Genomic DNA, 15,088 nt, shown 5'->3' with positions numbered 1-15,088 from the left:
CATTTTTAACTATTGTTTGAAGCTTTTGCATAAAAAAAGCCGGATCATTGATTCAATGACCCGGCGTTTAAATCGATTTAGCACAACATTTGTATGAGGGAAAAATGTTGAGCAGCAGTTCTAAAACGATTTAACTTTTGTGGAGTATGCGATCTGAGGATTATTGTGCAGGCTGAGCAGGTGCAGTTCCTTCAGCATTCGCTTCTGAAGCAGGTTGTGCAGGTGTAGAACCTTCAGCAGCAGTGGTTTCAGTTGCTGGTTGTTCTTGCGTGCTGACGACAACTTTTTCTTGTTCAGGCGCTTGTTGTTTATCTTTGCTTGCGGCAAACGATGTTGCAGCTGCAGCAGCCAAAGTAGAAGCAAGTAGAATTTGAGTTAATTTCATTTTGAGCATCCTTATATATTTTAGTTAAAACCTGAAAGAACATCACATCCGTCAGGAGAGAACTCATGCTAAAGCGAGAAAACTGAGGGATCAATGCGAGCAACAAAGTGAAACAGAGTGATTAACTCGAATACGACATCGAAAGATTAAATGTGTTAAATCTGTAAATATTTAGCAGATTATTCATCTAAAAAAACAGAAAATGCCTGCTACACGGCTTCATTATTTATTCATTCTTTACATACAGATTACACATCAAGAAAAAATGAAGAAAATGGAAGGAACTGATTTAGATCAAAATGTAAGGAAATTTTTCGATATTGCATACTCAGTATTAAATCAGGTCATTTAAGTCAAAAAAGTGTGTCCTGATATGTATGAATATAGGGTATCTCAGCATATCGGGTATGAATTTTCGCCATTAATTTGCTGAAAAATGAAAGCCATTGGAAAAGTTCGTTGGAAAACTTGCAGGGCAGATTTGAAATCATTAAGGTGATGCTCGTAACAATTTGCCTTTTTCATTGAGTGAGTCTGTTTTGAAATTAGTCTCTGCACATGGTGCAATTCCTGTTCATATTATTTCGGGTTTTTTAGGTGCAGGGAAAACGACCTTGCTGAAAAAGTTGCTGTTACAGAAACCCGAAACTGAAACTTGGGCAGTGCTCATGAATGAATTTGGGCAAATTGGTGTGGATCAGCAAATGTTGCCTCAAGACGAAGGTTTTGCTGTGCAGGAATTGTTGGGTGGCTGCTTATGTTGTAGCAGTCAATTGCCGATGCAAATAGCATTGTCACGATTGCTGTCTGAGGTAAAACCTGATCGTTTATTTATCGAACCAACCGGTTTAGGACACCCTGGACAATTATTAGAACAGCTGACCGAACCACATTGGCATCCACATTTATTAATGCGTGCCTTGGTGACAGTGGTAGATGGATCACGCTTACATGATTCAGCTTGGACAGCACAAAATCTGTATGCAGATCAATTAAAAGCGGCTCAAATCATTGTGGTTTCACATGCAGATAGCATGACTGATGCAGACCATTTAGCTCTTAAAAATTTGCAACAGGCTTATTTGCCTTATCAGCAACAGTGGTTACACAGTGAAAATGGTGAACTTAATTTAAAGCAGATTGATCAAGCTTATATTGGCAGTCCACGCAAAATTCAGCCTTTACTTAGAATACAGCAACAGCAAACTGGAGCTGTATTTACCGAAATTAAACAATTGCCTTATCATTATGTAGAATCCGCACAAGGCTATAGCGTGGCAGGTTGGAAATTGCCGAAACGTTGGGTCTTTGATTTTTTTGATTTGCTCGACCTTTTGTGCGAGCAAAAAGATTGGCTACGAATTAAAGGGATTTTTCATACCAATCAAGGTTGGAAAACTTTTAATTTCAATCCTGAACAGTTCAATTATCAAAGCTGCGAAGAGGGGATAGATAATCGAGTTGAAATTATCTATCAAACTGAACGTGAATGGCTCGAATTTGAAAATCAATTGATGCAATGCCGTGTGGATCAAGAGCAAAAATAAGCCTCATTTGGAGGGTTATTTATAGTGAACTTATAGCTTTCTTATTGATATGTAGAATTAATAGCGAGTAGGGTAATAATTATTATTTGATTTGGACAATTTTCTAATTGAGCGTTCAATGAGGCTACATAAAGTCGTGGAATTTTGTATAAATAGTCAGCGTTAAACCTGATCGGCGATTAAAAGCCAAAATTTGTTGATCTGAGTTTTTTGAATTAATGTAATGTTATGAAATATATTAAAAAATTAATGTGATTTTGTATAATGTGTATTATGTTGATTTTAGGTAAATTAAAAAATAATCATACATTTTGGAAGTTGATTATATGGAAGTAACATTAGATCAAGTGAGATCAGTATTTGAGGACGTGCTTCAAAAGCGAATGACACGAGAGGAAGCGAGTGTATGGGCTTTTTCGGTAATAGTAGCATCAGATAATGATTCATTAACTCTAGTACCTAATGAAAAAAAAGATAAGTTATGGAAAGGCATACTATATCTTGGTGGCATAGATTTAATAGGAATTCCTTATGGTTATCTTTTCTATGAAGAGGATATTATTATCGAAATGCCTGAACTGTCTATTAACAAAATGCGATTATACGAAACTAAACTAAAGGGAAAGTTATAGAATCAAAGAAATCGGTTAATTTTCTCAAAAATGGATAGCAACCATGATAGTCACTAAGGAAAGTATTTTAGAAGAAATATCTAAAGATAGGATGTATATTTTTGATATTATCGAGTTGTCGTTTGAAATTAAGAAACTATTAAGAAACAATCAACTAAATTTTTCTGATTTAATAAATCCTTCTAGTAGGTGTGAATGGGAAAATTTTGCAATAATGCTCCCCTATTTACCGATTGAAATAATTGAGAAAAATTTAGATCAGTTACTAGAAGGCTTTATGGATTTGAATTGGCCCGGATCTAGAGTCCTATATGGATATTTATGTGGAGTAGAGATAAATATCTTAAAAAAAAGTTTTTCTAACGTTATTCATAATGCTATTGAACTTAATGATAGTGATTGGATTTATTTTTTATTAGTATTTTTATCAGATGATAGAGTTGGTTTGGAAAACCAATTTACTGAAGAAATATCTTTGTGTAAAGAGTTTTTAGCTAGTAGTAATATTGATTTTTAAAAATAAATACACATTAATATTCATCTAAGCTATTATTTTTCAATGCGCTGTTGTAGCACAGGGTATTACATTGATCAGCTTCTATTTCTGAAAGCCAATGATCAAATATAGATATATTAATGACTGTATCCCACATAAATTTACTCACATTATTAGAATTTTATAAGGATACATTAAGAGCTTTTCATCGTAAAAGTTATATTTTTAACATAAAACTCTTAAAAAATCCCGATTTAGCCCCAAATGGAAATGTCTACGTAAGACAGGAATCACTGCTCATTTATTCGTCTGATTCAGTCGCCATTAAAATAACAATCAGCACTTATACCTATACTCGCTTTGTCTTGGATTAAGGCTGTTGTCCATATTGTTATCACAATTAAATTTTTGACTTTTCTACCGAAGCAAAAACTTCGCCAAAATGCGTCAAGGCGGTTTAAATCGGGTATGCTAGGCGCCAAATTTGAGGACTTCTGACATGGCGCTTAAAGCTACAATTTATAAAGCAGATTTGAACATTGCCAATATGGATGTTCACCAATATGGTGACTATCAATTGACAATGGCACTCCATCCATCTGAAACCATTGAACGCTTGATGGTGCGCATTTTGGCCTATGCACGTTTTGCTGATGAAGCGTTGGAGTTTACCAAAGACTTATTTGAAACCGATGAGCCTGCATTGTGGGAAAAAGATTTGACGGGTCAATTGGTCAAATGGATCGAGGTCGGCAGCCCAGATGAAGACAAAGTCAAAAAAGCCTGCGCACGCTGCAGTGAAGTGGCAATCGTGACCTATGGCACGGCTGTTGATGAATGGTATAAGCGCAACAGCAAACTCAAAACCTTAAAAAACCTACAAGTATGGAAATTGCCTTTGGCAACGACTGAAGCAATTCAAGCGCTGTGTGAACGCACCATGCAGTTGCAACTCAATGTTATGGACGGTGAGTGGACATTGATTGGTGACAATGCTCAAGCTGTGATCGAATGGGAACAGCTACAATAATTAGCTCATCCCTTTAAGCTGATGTCGCAATTTTTTCTAAGCTGCGCAGACTGCATTTAGGAAAAATTGCGACATTTTGTACGGCGCTTTTTCATAATAATTCTATTAAAAAACCAGATAAAAATACGGCTAAAGCTTGCATCTAAGTCCCAAAGCTAGGTATACCTAAAACAGGATAAAAAACAGCAAAGGATGCGGCATGTATGCAGATTATTCTGATTTAATTCATTTGCTGATTGCCCTATGTGTAGGGGCAATTATTGGTGCGGAACGTGAATACCGTAGCAAATCGGCAGGCTTACGCACCATGATTATGGTCAGCCTCAGTTCTTGTCTATTTACCAGCTTGTCATTAAAAATTGGCGTCGAAAACCCCGACCGCTTGGCCGCGAATATTTTAACGGGTCTCGGCTTTTTGGGCGCTGGCGTGATCTTTAAAGATGAAAACCGCATTTCGGGCATTACTACCGCCACTACGATTTGGATGACCGCAGCCATCGGCATGGCCGTTGGGGCGGGTTATATCATGCTGAGTTTGTTTTCTACCTTTATTGTGCTGATTGTGCTGGTGATGCTGATCTATGTACAAGAGCGCATTGAGCATGTGCATCAGGCGCGTACCTACCGTATTGTATGCATGTATCAGCAAGAAACGCTGGATAAATACGAAGAACTATTTAGACATTATGGCATGCAAGTCATCCGCAATACACAGCATAAAACTGAGCAGAAGATTACGGGCCGATGGGTACTGATTGGCTCGGCAGAGAACCACAGCAAATTGACGGGATATTTATTAAATGATTCGGACATTATGGAGCTGAACTTCTAAATCAATTTGTGATTATGAGCAGCCTATTTTTGGTATAGCCTTGCAGTTCAATCAAAAGAAAGGGCTAAAAATACGGTTAGCTGTTTATAATACGATTTTGCATATGTTTCATTGAGGTAAATACAGATGTCGAACGAATTAGAAATTATCGATTTAGTGGTTGGTGAAGGTAAAGAAGCAGTTAAAGGTGCATTAATTACCACTCACTACACAGGTTGGTTGGAAGATGGTACTAAATTTGACTCTTCATTAGACCGTGGCAACTACTTTGAAACAGTTATTGGTACAGGTCGTGTGATCAAAGGTTGGGATCAAGGGATCATTGGCATGAAAGTGGGTGGCAAACGTAAGTTAATCGTACCGTCACATTTGGCTTATGGTGAACGTAAAATGGGGAATATCATCCCAGCCAATTCAAATTTAATTTTTGAAATTGAATTATATGATGTAAAAACACGCGATTAATTTAGTTAATCATTGAAGATCATCGACATGGATGTTATTGATCAATTAGCAAAAATAATATTTGGTAATTTGTATTATTTTGCGTAGATTAGAATAATTACTCAAGCTTTTGTGCAGGGATGAGGAACCGTTGTTTTTTCACTTTTCAAGTACCAAAAATTGGATTTGGTCTTTTTTAGTCCTCATATTGAGTTTGATACTCGGTTTATCGACTGCTCATGCGCAGTACGAAACAGCACCTAAATCATTTTATTTACAACATCAAAATGAAGTGAATAAAATTTATTTTACTGAAGATACGAGTAGCCTGTTACATGGGAAATGGCTGTATTATCCCAATCAATTTTTAACCGAACCAAGCTCAGTATTGGTTGGTCAGCAAGTCACTTTACCCGCATCATTCAAAGAAATTACAGGTCAAAGTCAAGGCTATGGCACTTTTACCGCTCATTTTCAAATACCTAAAGCTTTTATTGGGCGCCGAATCGCCATATTAATTCCCAATCAATATGGAGCATATCGTGTATATCTGAACGGGGATGTGATTGTCCGTTTAGGGGGGGTGGGTAAAACTGAAACTGAACAAAAAACTGAGAATGCGCCACGCATTGCCTATTTTGTTGCCCAGGATGAATATTTTACCCTAACCATTCAGGCTTCAAGTTTTAATCAAATGCATGGTGGTTTTGAAAATCCCATGCGAATTGGTATTGCAAAAACAGTGAACCGCCAATTCCAACAGCAAATGATGAGCATTGGTTTGGTGTCTGGTGCAGTACTGGGTGTCGGTTTATTTACGTTATTATTTTCAATATTTCGTGGTTTAAAAGGGCGCAATAGTCGAAGTAACTTTGTCTTTGGCTTATTTATTGTGTTTTTAGCTTTCCACAATCTATTTTCTGCGCCTTATGCTTATACGATTTTTACCGACATTAATTGGTTATGGGGCACACGCTTAGAATACTTATTTACTTATTTATCTTCAATTTTCTTTTTAACGTACATTCATTTATTAAGCTGTCGCTATTTATGTAAACTCAATTATCAAATCGCAATGCTGTTGTTGTCGCTCAATATTGCGGTCACTTTGGTCTCTAAACCTGAAGTTTTCCAATCCTTGGCGAACTATTGTTTTGTATATGTCATACCCGTATTAATTAACTTTGCATTCGGTTTTTATTTAACCTTGAAAAAGAATGAAGAATATTCAAGAGTAAATTTATTCGCCGTCATTTTTCTGTGTTTTACCTTTTTAAATGATTTTTTATTGATGATGAATTTGATTGATACGATCAATTTGTCTTTCATTTCTACCAGTCTGTATGCACTGCTGATTATGTTCCAGCAATCGCGTCACTATGCGCAGCAGTCTATGCATACTGAAAAATTGAACAATAGCTTGTTAGAACTCAATAGCTCGCTCGATCAAAAAGTCAAAGAACGAACTGAACAATTAAATTCGCTCAATGAAAAACTTGAATTACAGATTCGTATAGATGCATTAACAGGTGCATTTAACCGACGTGCACTGAATGCTGAAATTCAACGTTTATATACTGAAATCCGTTTTCATAGTCACCGAACCTTAATTTTTGCCATGTTAGATGTTGATTATTTTAAAAACTATAACGACCATTATGGACATTTAAAGGGGGATTACATCCTGCAAAGAATCGTGCAAATTATGCATGAAACGTTACCTGACTCTGCCTATGTGGCGCGTTATGGTGGTGAAGAGTTTGCCATCTTAATGCATGACGTCCCCTACGCGATTGCGAAGGAGCAGTTACAGTTAGTATTAGAGGCGATTCGCAATGACCAACTTGAGCATTTAAATCGAGGTGATCACAAAGAATATGTGACTTTAAGTATGGGCATGGCTTGGATGGATAAGCAGCATGACTATGAAAATATAGAAGAACTGATGAAAAATGCAGACCAATATCTCTACATGGCAAAACAAGCCGGTCGTGATCAAATAAAACCGTGTGATTAAACGTCATTATAATTCGATGGATATTTCTTGAATTGAAAGCAGTTGCGAATTTGCAGTACTTGTTGTGTTCAATCTATTTAGTTCAAAGATTTGATCAGTTTTAATTGATCATTTTCAAGACCCAATTCACCCTGCGAAACAAAGCCATGCTTTTGATAAAAAGGTAAGGCCGTATGGGTGCTTTCTAAACTGATCTCAGTGATATTTTTTTCTCGTACAATTTCCAGCATATACATGAGTAGTGCTTTCCCAATCCCTTCATACTGCCGTTCTGGACAAATGTAATTTAGCAAAATTTTGCCTTCATCACTGACCAAGAGAAAGCCCACGACACGGTGATCATAGATATAGACCCAACTATCATTGTAGAGCATCCACATCATGATATTGGAATGATTGGCTTCTTCAAGCCATGTTTGAATCACACTTTCATTGCGTTGATGGTCCTGGATACATGAACGAATGCTGTTGTGAATCACTTGAATGATTTCAGGGATGTCCTGAATCTGTGCTTCGCGGATCATAAAATTGTTCTTTTTATAAAAAACTTCAACAGCCTGCCATTTCAGTCGATTATGCTCGGACCTTAAAGAGGCTTATTGTTGCTTTTTATGTTTTTTTGAAGTATTTGCAGCATTAGGTTGATGTTTCATTTCAATCTTGTTTCAAAATTTACAATTGTATAATTTGAAAAATTTAAAAGACTGATGAAATTTAAATACTGAAACTCTTTAAATATGAGTGCAGTATGAAAATTTTTGATGGTCAACTCGGCTATCGTTAGTTCATTTTTACTTAAATATCGAAATAATTTGAAATAATTTAATCGAGGAAATGAAGCGTATTGACATGGTTAATGTGGCTTTGGTTGAAATTTAATCAAAATTTTGCGTTATATTAATGCCTGATAAATATCTAAGACTGAGTGTTCTATTGACTCAGTTAAAGCCAGTAGATTGAAGTCAGTAGGTACACCAAATGGTCAATTTTCTCATTTTACTTTGCATCGTGATTGCACTTTGCGGTGCAGGAATTGTTGCCAAGAAAGTTTTAAAAACTGAAAAATATCGAAAAAAATATAGTGCTTATCAAGCCCCTGAACGCGCAAAGAATGTTTCACTTAATGTCGACGATGCGAGCTGTGATCGTGAGCTAGTGCAAACGGTTGAAGTCGATGAATATGAGCAACAATTATTTGATGATATTGCCGCAATCTTTTTTCAGAAAAAATATCGAATTGAGTCGCAAGCTGAAGCAGAGCAATTACAGGCAGATTTTCTTCGTAAAATGCCCGTGTGTTGTAAAACCCAAATTCGACAGTTAGATCTAGGTGAATGGTCAATTTACTGGACTTTCTACAACCAGTCCTTAGAGTATTACCTAGGGCGTTATGGTGAGTTTTATACCCATGTTGACCGTTTTGGTGAAGAGCACAAGCTTGAATATAAATTTCAAGAATCAGCAAGCTGATTCAAAATTCGGTCACGAATCAAAGTTAAATAGCTCTCATCTTGTGTAATCCGCGCCATTAAAATTGCGCCCTCATAATCAGCTACACTGATTTTAGCCAGATCAAGTGCTTTGCTTTGAGTAAAACTGTGACTAAAAAAAGCTTCAAAAGCATGTTGCCATTCTCGAAAAATTTCTCTTAGTTTTTCATTAATCTGCTGTGGTAAATGCCGACTTTCCATACTCATTGCACCCGCTAAACAGCCTAATCCACCAAAATTGAAAAATTGTACGGCTTGTTGATGAATTTGCATAAACTGCGATTGTGGATCCGCTGTTTGCTCTTGTAAGGCATGAAATATGCCGTGGCGGAGTTTCAATTGTGTCATCGACAACATATCCATGACCAAGGCATCTTTGGTGGGATAATCATAATAAAATGCCGCTTTAGAAAGACCGCACGCTTCTGCCAATATGCCCATGCTACAGGCGGTATAGCCATAACTTTTGAAACATTGGGCCGACTGCAGCAACACTTGTTCTTTAGACAGTTTACGGGGGCGCATTGAACACTCTTAATTAACAATAAATAGATCGGGAAACTTAGTTTTTCTATTGGCTCATTAAACCTTCAAAGGTTGACAAGATGTCATCCCAAATCGGTTCTGCACCTTTACGGAAATATCCCATATGCCCGATGCTTTGCAGCCCATAATCCTGCGCTTCAATATTGATATAATGCATGGGCGCATGCGTGTAATGTTGCATAAAGGCATGTCGAGAACTTGGTAGCGCCCAGTCATCATCCAGTGCGGCAACCGCATAGATTGGGGTTTTGACTTGTGCATAGTGCTGGCTCAACTCACTTTGTTCGGGGTCAGCAAAAAAGTAGGTTGGGTTTTTGCACCATCTATGCCATTGTTTATATACATCGACCGGAAGGTCAGCACCCATATTGAGCTTACTCCACGGCAAATAACCTTTAACGGCTACCATCGGTGGAAAAATTAAATTCCACATCACATGGACTTTCATTTTCTCTCTAAACGGCATATAGCCATGCCAGCCCGCGCCAGTGCCAAAACAGTACATTGCCGTAACCTGATCATGATTTGAGGTCAGCCCGAGTGCTTGACCACCATAGGAATGACCCACCACAAATGTCTTTAAACCCGTTTGCTGGGCAAATTGAATTGCACCTGAAAGGTCATAACGTCCCCAATCTAAATAGGACATTTTGAAGCCTTTTAATGTTGGCGGAGCAGAGAGTCCGATACCTCGATAATCGAAAGTCAGTACTTGATACCCTAGACTCGCAGCATATTCAGCAAATCGACGATAAAACTGCAAGGGAACGCCCGTTGCGCTTGAAACGACAATATTGGCTTTTATTTCAGAGCGAGGTATGTATTGAGTACCAAATAATGCATACCCATCGGTTGCAGTGAAATTTACTTTTTGTGTATCAAAGGCTTTCATGCCATTTGGATCTTCAATAATTTGCGGTTTAGACATTGTTGAATTCATCTGATTATTTCCCCTGAAAATTAGGTGCACGACGTTGCAGCATCGCCATGACACCTTCCTGTACATCTTGGGTTTTCAGCAAAGGTTGTAAATGATCATTTAAATGCTCGAAGGCATGTGTTGGGCCATGTGCCAAGGCATCCTGAGCGGCAGCAAGGGTCGCTTGGACTGCAAGAGGAGCTGCTTGAGCAATAGACTCGGCAATAGCTAAGGCACGTTCAAGTGGCGCATCATTTGAAATTTCAGTAATTAAATTCATGTCCAGTGCAGTCGTTGAATCGAAACGATCACCTGTGAGTAAGTAACGCATGGCTTTATTCCAGCCTGCAGTTTGAACGAAACGCACTGTCGCCCCACCAAAAGGTAAAATGCCACGCTGAACTTCCATTTGGGCAAATTGGGTATCGTGATGTGCCACCACGATGTCCGCATTCAGCATCAGTTCAATGCCTGCGGTAAAGCAAAAGCCTTGAACAGCAACGACAACAGGCTTTTTACGTTGTCGTGAAGTGGTGCCCCATGGGTTAATTTGAGTCGCAGTAAAATCAAAAACACCACTGGTTAATTTAGGTTGTAATTCCACCAAATCCAGTCCCGCTGTAAAGTGTTCACCGTGGGCAAAGATCACCGCACAGCGTAGTTCTGGATGGTCTTCAAATTCAGTGAGCGCCAAAGATAAATCTTGGATCAAATGGCTATCAAAAGCATTGCGCTTTTCTGCGCGGTCAAGGCCAATTAAAAATAGATGACCACGTATTTCACGGCTGACGCGTCCCTGTTGTTCTGACATTTTGATTATTCCTTATACGTTTATTAAGTTTTTAACCGATTGTTAGAAAACTGTCAAAAACTCATGCGTTCATATATTTCTTTTTAAAGTCTTAGGTAGACATAAACTCAAAAATCTGCATAAAAAAGACCAGCAATATCGCCAGTCTCTGCCTGATCTAAAGTTTAAGAATTTCGTTTGGTGGTCATTTCCTCGATTGAAACAAATGCAGTAACTGAAGTAGAAAAGACTATAGCGATTGCTCAGCGTGTACTTCGGTTGTCCTAATCATTCATTCAAGATTAAAATTGAATTCCAGCGACATACAACATGGAGGGCAACAATGATTATTGATTTTGTAATGGCTCAAAAAATCCGTTTTGATGATCATGTCATCCACTTAATGGCGCAACCTGAGCATTATTTTTATTTTGATGAAATGGCTGATGTGTATACAGCCGAATGGCTCAAAGCCTTTCCACAAGGAACCCATTTAAGTGTCAGTGGTTTAGATGATGGCGCGGAAGAATATTGCATACAGATCAATTATAGAGAGCAGTCGTTATTGATTGATTATTGTGAGGTATTGAAAGTCCATCACCGCGATCGTTTTGGTCAGCGACATAATCTACCTTGAGCTGAATACATTTTCGAAATATAAAAATAACGAGTATTTAAAATGTTGCATCCATTCACTTTAGATTTAAAAACTTTACAGAGGCAGCGATTCAATCAGATGTGCTTTGAATTATTTCATCATTATGGACAGCACTGTGCTTCAATGGAACCGGGTGGGTTGATTTATTCACCCTTATTAGAGAATTTGCCGAAATGGGTAGAATTTGATGTGAGCAGTTTAGACTTTGGACATTGGTTTGCACGACTAGCCTATGGCGGGATCTACTTTAAAGTGCATGTCGGTTGGGACATTGAGATGCAATATCAAGATATTGAAGGAGAATTACACTACTCCAAGTGTTAAAAATAACTGTAATAACAACACGATGACAAAACTTAATTATTCTTTCATTTTTTAAGTCAATGACAGTTCAGAGACTTTTGGATTAAATCCACACGACAGCATAGTTTGCTGTAAATTTGGCTAAGTAAAACAATAAAACCAATATTTCTGTTTAAGGATGATGAGCATGGCACATCAATTTACCGTTAACGCTACAATTCATGGCATATCACTTGAAGAATTTAAACAATTGGCTGCGGATGTTTCATTACATGAAGCTGTATGTAAACGAATTCCCGGTGAAAATTTAGAAATTTTAGAATCGAAAAAAATCGGTGATATTTATACCTTAAAGCGTGCTTATAGTTTAGATGTGAATATTCCAGATATCGCAAAAAAATTCTTAAAAGATGCTTTCCGTTTACAACGTACTGATGTAAGCAACTTAGCGGCTTTAACTTCAGACGTTAAACTTGATCCAAATTTACCCTTAGAAGCCAGCTGCAAACGTAGTATCACAGGCGATGCATCACAAGTCAGTTTTAATTTGGATTGGACTGTTAAAGTCAAAGTGCCACTCATTGGTGGTTTGCTAGAAAAGCATGCGGAAGGGGAAATCCGTCGCTTTAGCCAATTGGAAATTGAAATTGTGGAAGATGAACTGCGTAAAAACCTTAAAGCCTAACTTGAACATTTACCTCAATTTTTTAAGCAATATCGTTTGAATCACCATAAAAAAAGCGGTCATTAGACCGCTTTTTTAACTTTAACTATTAATAATAGCAACTATTGAATGGCGGATGATTTTTCAAAACGTTGGCGATAGAACATCGCGGTAAAGAACGTCACAAGACAGACTGTCCAAACATAATACAGCGCACCAATGTTGCTATATAAGCTTAACCATTGAACCAATGGTAAGGTGATACCACCCGCAATGGCATAGGCCAAATTATAAGAAAATGAAATGCCTGAGAATCGAATTTGAGCAGGGAACATTTTCACCATACTGTACGACACTATGCCGACAGTTCCTGAAGAGAGACCGAGGAGCATATACAGTCCAAATATGGTCGACTGTTCAACATGACCGAGGCTGTTATAGAACACGCCTGCAACGATTGCCACCAGCAATGAGCCGAATAACATCACTTTGCCTGCACCCATACGATCTGCCAATAGACCTGCAATAATACAGCCGACCATTTGCATCACAATCGCGGCACTTTGCATTTTAAATGCATCTGCACGTTCAAAACCAAATGCACTAGTGAGCAAGTTTGGCATTGCTAAAATCAGTACCACCACACAGCCTGTTAAGAACCATGTGAACAGCATGCCGATGACTACACCCGTTTTATGCTGTTGTAATACTTGCTTTACAGGAAGCTCTTTGGCCAATTGTTTTTTCTCTTGCATGGCTTTAAATACAGGCGTTTCTTTTAAATAACTCCGTAAATACAAAGCCACGAAGCCAAAAATACCACCCACAATAAACGGAATACGCCAAGCCCAATCATGAATTTCAGACTCATTAAATTGCAGTGAAATAAATAAGGACATCAGTGCGCCAAGTAAAATACCTAAGGACAAACCAGCGGTCAGTAAACCATTGGCAATCCCAATTTTCTGTTCAGGCACATGCTCTGAAACAAAAGTCCATGCCGCTGGAATTTCACCACCAATTGCAATCCCTTGCACAACGCGCATGAGAAGGAGTAAGAGCGGTGCTGCATAGCCTATGCTTTCAAAGGTCGGCATCACCCCGATCATTAAGGTCGGCAAGGCCATGAGTAAGATGGATAAGCTAAATAAACGTTTACGTCCTACTAAGTCACCAAAATGAGCCATGACCACACCACCAAGTGGGCGGAAGAAATAACCTGCAGCAAAAATGCCATAGGTATTTAGCATGGCCCAAAAAGGACTCAGTCCTGCTGGGAAAAACAGTTCAGAAATGATTTTGGCGTAAAAGACATAAATTACGAAATCGTAAAATTCTAAGGCACCGCCTAGCGATGATAAACCCAGAGTGCGTTTGTCCTGACTTGTCAGTCGACGTGGTGCAGCGTCCATGCAATATTTTCCAGCTAAAAATGAGCAATGGTGTTCATTTTAGAGAATTGAATTTTTATTGAATAATCAAACTTTTTTGAATCATAACAAACTAATTTTTATAAAAAATTATTAAAATTAAAACTATAAATTTGCAATGTATTTGACTTGAGAAATGAATCTGCATCTTTAAATTTAGCCCTTTTGTTTGGCGTCGCATAGCTGTTTTATTCAATTCAATCTGTGCAAAACTTACATTGGGTGAAGTTAAAATTACACTATACTCATGATCTTGAGTCTGTCTGCTTATCTAAAAAATGCATGATAAAGATGGATAAAGAACAGAGCGATGATGATACCGAAGTTGAGTTTAATCTAAGGAAAAACGATGACCAATACCGCAGCAGTGGCGCAACGTGGAGAAGCGATTCTTGGCTTAATCGCAGCAGAGATTCAACCTTTTGAAATAGGAAGCACTTGGTTAAACGCCTTAAGTGAGACTTTGAATGCAACCATGCTTGAGCGTAATGGTGTAGGCATTGCAGCACCGCAAATTTATATTTCTAAACGGATGATTATCGTCGCATCACGTCCCAATTTACGCTATCCAGATGCACCAGATATGCAGCTCATTGTCATGCTGAATCCTGTGATTACACAGCGCTCCAATGAAATGACTTTGGGTGAAGAAGGTTGCTTAAGTGTGCCTGATGAACGTGGTCAAGTTGCACGAGCTCAGCAAATTACGGTGCAGTATTTAAACCTAAAGGGTGAAACGATTGTGACGACTTTAGCGGGTTTTCCTGCACGGATTGTGCAACATGAAATCGATCATTTAGATGGTATTTTGTTTACTGAACGCTTGAATAGACAAGCGTGAAAGCAGAGACCAGTCAAAACTAATACGCAGTGGAAAGTGTACGAAATTATTCAGAGTAACTTTT

The 15,088-nt window shown here is 38.1% G+C and carries 18 protein-coding genes; 12 read left to right on the top strand and 6 right to left on the bottom strand.

The genetic code is table 11. The features are described from left to right. Positions 1-160: 160 nt before the first annotated feature. Complete coding sequence (locus B9T33_RS14710) at positions 161-385, bottom strand: hypothetical protein (protein ID WP_086179635.1); 225 nt, start codon at positions 383-385, stop codon at positions 161-163. Positions 386-924: 539 nt separating this feature from the next. Between B9T33_RS14710 and B9T33_RS14705 the strand changes: the two genes are divergently transcribed. The 7 genes from B9T33_RS14705 to B9T33_RS14675 all read left to right on the top strand — a co-directional run bounded on the left by B9T33_RS14705 (position 925) and on the right by B9T33_RS14675 (position 7,383). After that, entirely contained in the window at positions 925-1,932 is a 1,008-nt protein-coding gene (locus tag B9T33_RS14705) for a CobW family GTP-binding protein (RefSeq protein WP_086179634.1), read from the top strand. A 326-nt stretch (positions 1,933-2,258) separates the two neighbouring features. Next, on the top strand, positions 2,259-2,564 hold the full coding sequence (locus tag B9T33_RS14700; RefSeq protein WP_086179633.1) for a hypothetical protein: 306 nt from the start codon (positions 2,259-2,261) through the stop codon (positions 2,562-2,564). 43 nt (positions 2,565-2,607) lie between these two features. After that, positions 2,608-3,081, top strand: coding sequence for a DUF5071 domain-containing protein (locus tag B9T33_RS14695; protein ID WP_086179632.1), 474 nt, complete (start codon positions 2,608-2,610; stop codon positions 3,079-3,081). Between the two features lie 478 nt (positions 3,082-3,559). Next, positions 3,560-4,090, top strand: coding sequence for a YaeQ family protein (locus B9T33_RS14690; protein ID WP_086179631.1), 531 nt, complete (start codon positions 3,560-3,562; stop codon positions 4,088-4,090). A 199-nt stretch (positions 4,091-4,289) separates the two neighbouring features. Continuing rightward, positions 4,290-4,922: an MgtC/SapB family protein gene (locus B9T33_RS14685; protein ID WP_086179630.1), complete on the top strand. Its 633-nt coding sequence runs from the start codon at positions 4,290-4,292 to the stop codon at positions 4,920-4,922. A gap of 126 nt (positions 4,923-5,048) precedes the next feature. Continuing rightward, entirely contained in the window at positions 5,049-5,387 is a 339-nt protein-coding gene (locus B9T33_RS14680) for an FKBP-type peptidyl-prolyl cis-trans isomerase (RefSeq protein WP_086179629.1), read from the top strand. 187 nt (positions 5,388-5,574) lie between these two features. Further along, the gene (locus B9T33_RS14675) at positions 5,575-7,383 is read left to right on the top strand and encodes a diguanylate cyclase (protein WP_228145844.1); all 1,809 of its coding nucleotides are present in this window, start codon (positions 5,575-5,577) and stop codon (positions 7,381-7,383) included. Between the two features lie 77 nt (positions 7,384-7,460). Here the strand turns inward: B9T33_RS14675 and B9T33_RS14670 are convergent, their stop codons facing one another. Then, positions 7,461-7,907, bottom strand: a complete 447-nt coding sequence (locus tag B9T33_RS14670) for a GNAT family N-acetyltransferase (protein WP_086179628.1) — start codon at positions 7,905-7,907, stop codon at positions 7,461-7,463. Between the two features lie 454 nt (positions 7,908-8,361). Between B9T33_RS14670 and B9T33_RS14665 the strand changes: the two genes are divergently transcribed. Further along, positions 8,362-8,853: a hypothetical protein gene (locus B9T33_RS14665; protein WP_086179627.1), complete on the top strand. Its 492-nt coding sequence runs from the start codon at positions 8,362-8,364 to the stop codon at positions 8,851-8,853. Here the strand turns inward: B9T33_RS14665 and B9T33_RS14660 are convergent. The 3 genes from B9T33_RS14660 to B9T33_RS14650 are packed head-to-tail and all read right to left on the bottom strand — an operon-like array spanning position 8,835 to position 11,149. Next, on the bottom strand, positions 8,835-9,398 hold the full coding sequence (locus B9T33_RS14660; RefSeq protein WP_086179626.1) for a TetR/AcrR family transcriptional regulator: 564 nt from the start codon (positions 9,396-9,398) through the stop codon (positions 8,835-8,837). The two genes, B9T33_RS14665 and B9T33_RS14660, sit on opposite strands and share 19 nt — an antisense overlap. Positions 9,399-9,444: 46 nt before the next feature. Further along, the gene (locus B9T33_RS14655; protein WP_171263651.1) at positions 9,445-10,347 is read right to left on the bottom strand and encodes an alpha/beta fold hydrolase; all 903 of its coding nucleotides are present in this window, start codon (positions 10,345-10,347) and stop codon (positions 9,445-9,447) included. A gap of 16 nt (positions 10,348-10,363) precedes the next feature. Then, positions 10,364-11,149: a crotonase/enoyl-CoA hydratase family protein gene (locus tag B9T33_RS14650; protein WP_086179625.1), complete on the bottom strand. Its 786-nt coding sequence runs from the start codon at positions 11,147-11,149 to the stop codon at positions 10,364-10,366. A gap of 322 nt (positions 11,150-11,471) precedes the next feature. On the opposite strand from B9T33_RS14650, the gene B9T33_RS14645 reads away from it, so the two are divergent. The 3 genes from B9T33_RS14645 to B9T33_RS14635 all read left to right on the top strand — a co-directional run bounded on the left by B9T33_RS14645 (position 11,472) and on the right by B9T33_RS14635 (position 12,774). Then, positions 11,472-11,765, top strand: coding sequence for a hypothetical protein (locus tag B9T33_RS14645; protein WP_086179624.1), 294 nt, complete (start codon positions 11,472-11,474; stop codon positions 11,763-11,765). A 42-nt stretch (positions 11,766-11,807) separates the two neighbouring features. Beyond that, complete coding sequence (locus tag B9T33_RS14640; protein ID WP_143224022.1) at positions 11,808-12,110, top strand: hypothetical protein; 303 nt, start codon at positions 11,808-11,810, stop codon at positions 12,108-12,110. Between the two features lie 166 nt (positions 12,111-12,276). Further along, on the top strand, positions 12,277-12,774 hold the full coding sequence (locus B9T33_RS14635) for a DUF2505 family protein (RefSeq protein ID WP_086179622.1): 498 nt from the start codon (positions 12,277-12,279) through the stop codon (positions 12,772-12,774). A gap of 101 nt (positions 12,775-12,875) precedes the next feature. Here B9T33_RS14635 and B9T33_RS14630 read toward each other — a convergent pair whose 3' ends face one another. Continuing rightward, a complete protein-coding gene (locus B9T33_RS14630) occupies positions 12,876-14,165 on the bottom strand; it encodes an MFS transporter (protein WP_086179621.1) in 1,290 nt (429 codons plus the stop codon). 367 nt (positions 14,166-14,532) lie between these two features. On the opposite strand from B9T33_RS14630, the gene def reads away from it, so the two are divergent. Next, complete coding sequence (gene def, locus B9T33_RS14625) at positions 14,533-15,024, top strand: peptide deformylase (RefSeq protein WP_086179620.1); 492 nt, start codon at positions 14,533-14,535, stop codon at positions 15,022-15,024. Positions 15,025-15,088: the final 64 nt, after the last annotated feature.

Origin of the sequence: Acinetobacter sp. ANC 5054, from assembly GCF_002135295.1 — a bacterium.
GTDB lineage: Bacteria > Pseudomonadota > Gammaproteobacteria > Pseudomonadales > Moraxellaceae > Acinetobacter.
Note: the sequence above shows the minus strand (reverse complement) of the source record. Positions and strands in the feature narration are given on the sequence as shown.

What these genes read in the sequence shown, in the direction of transcription:
- B9T33_RS14710 (WP_086179635.1), bottom strand. Translation starts at nt 385, where the DNA reads ATGAAATTAACTCAAATTCTACTTGCTTCTACTTTGGCTGCTGCAGCT.
- def (WP_086179620.1), top strand. Translation starts at nt 14,533, where the DNA reads ATGACCAATACCGCAGCAGTGGCGCAACGTGGAGAAGCGATTCTTGGC.
- B9T33_RS14630 (WP_086179621.1), bottom strand. Translation starts at nt 14,165, where the DNA reads ATGGACGCTGCACCACGTCGACTGACAAGTCAGGACAAACGCACTCTG.
- B9T33_RS14655 (WP_171263651.1), bottom strand. Translation starts at nt 10,347, where the DNA reads ATGTCTAAACCGCAAATTATTGAAGATCCAAATGGCATGAAAGCCTTT.
- B9T33_RS14700 (WP_086179633.1), top strand. Translation starts at nt 2,259, where the DNA reads ATGGAAGTAACATTAGATCAAGTGAGATCAGTATTTGAGGACGTGCTT.
- B9T33_RS14670 (WP_086179628.1), bottom strand. Translation starts at nt 7,907, where the DNA reads ATGATCCGCGAAGCACAGATTCAGGACATCCCTGAAATCATTCAAGTG.
- B9T33_RS14660 (WP_086179626.1), bottom strand. Translation starts at nt 9,398, where the DNA reads ATGCGCCCCCGTAAACTGTCTAAAGAACAAGTGTTGCTGCAGTCGGCC.
- B9T33_RS14695 (WP_086179632.1), top strand. Translation starts at nt 2,608, where the DNA reads ATGATAGTCACTAAGGAAAGTATTTTAGAAGAAATATCTAAAGATAGG.
- B9T33_RS14685 (WP_086179630.1), top strand. Translation starts at nt 4,290, where the DNA reads ATGTATGCAGATTATTCTGATTTAATTCATTTGCTGATTGCCCTATGT.
- B9T33_RS14645 (WP_086179624.1), top strand. Translation starts at nt 11,472, where the DNA reads ATGATTATTGATTTTGTAATGGCTCAAAAAATCCGTTTTGATGATCAT.
- B9T33_RS14680 (WP_086179629.1), top strand. Translation starts at nt 5,049, where the DNA reads ATGTCGAACGAATTAGAAATTATCGATTTAGTGGTTGGTGAAGGTAAA.
- B9T33_RS14665 (WP_086179627.1), top strand. Translation starts at nt 8,362, where the DNA reads ATGGTCAATTTTCTCATTTTACTTTGCATCGTGATTGCACTTTGCGGT.
- B9T33_RS14650 (WP_086179625.1), bottom strand. Translation starts at nt 11,149, where the DNA reads ATGTCAGAACAACAGGGACGCGTCAGCCGTGAAATACGTGGTCATCTA.
- B9T33_RS14640 (WP_143224022.1), top strand. Translation starts at nt 11,808, where the DNA reads ATGTTGCATCCATTCACTTTAGATTTAAAAACTTTACAGAGGCAGCGA.
- B9T33_RS14690 (WP_086179631.1), top strand. Translation starts at nt 3,560, where the DNA reads ATGGCGCTTAAAGCTACAATTTATAAAGCAGATTTGAACATTGCCAAT.
- B9T33_RS14635 (WP_086179622.1), top strand. Translation starts at nt 12,277, where the DNA reads ATGGCACATCAATTTACCGTTAACGCTACAATTCATGGCATATCACTT.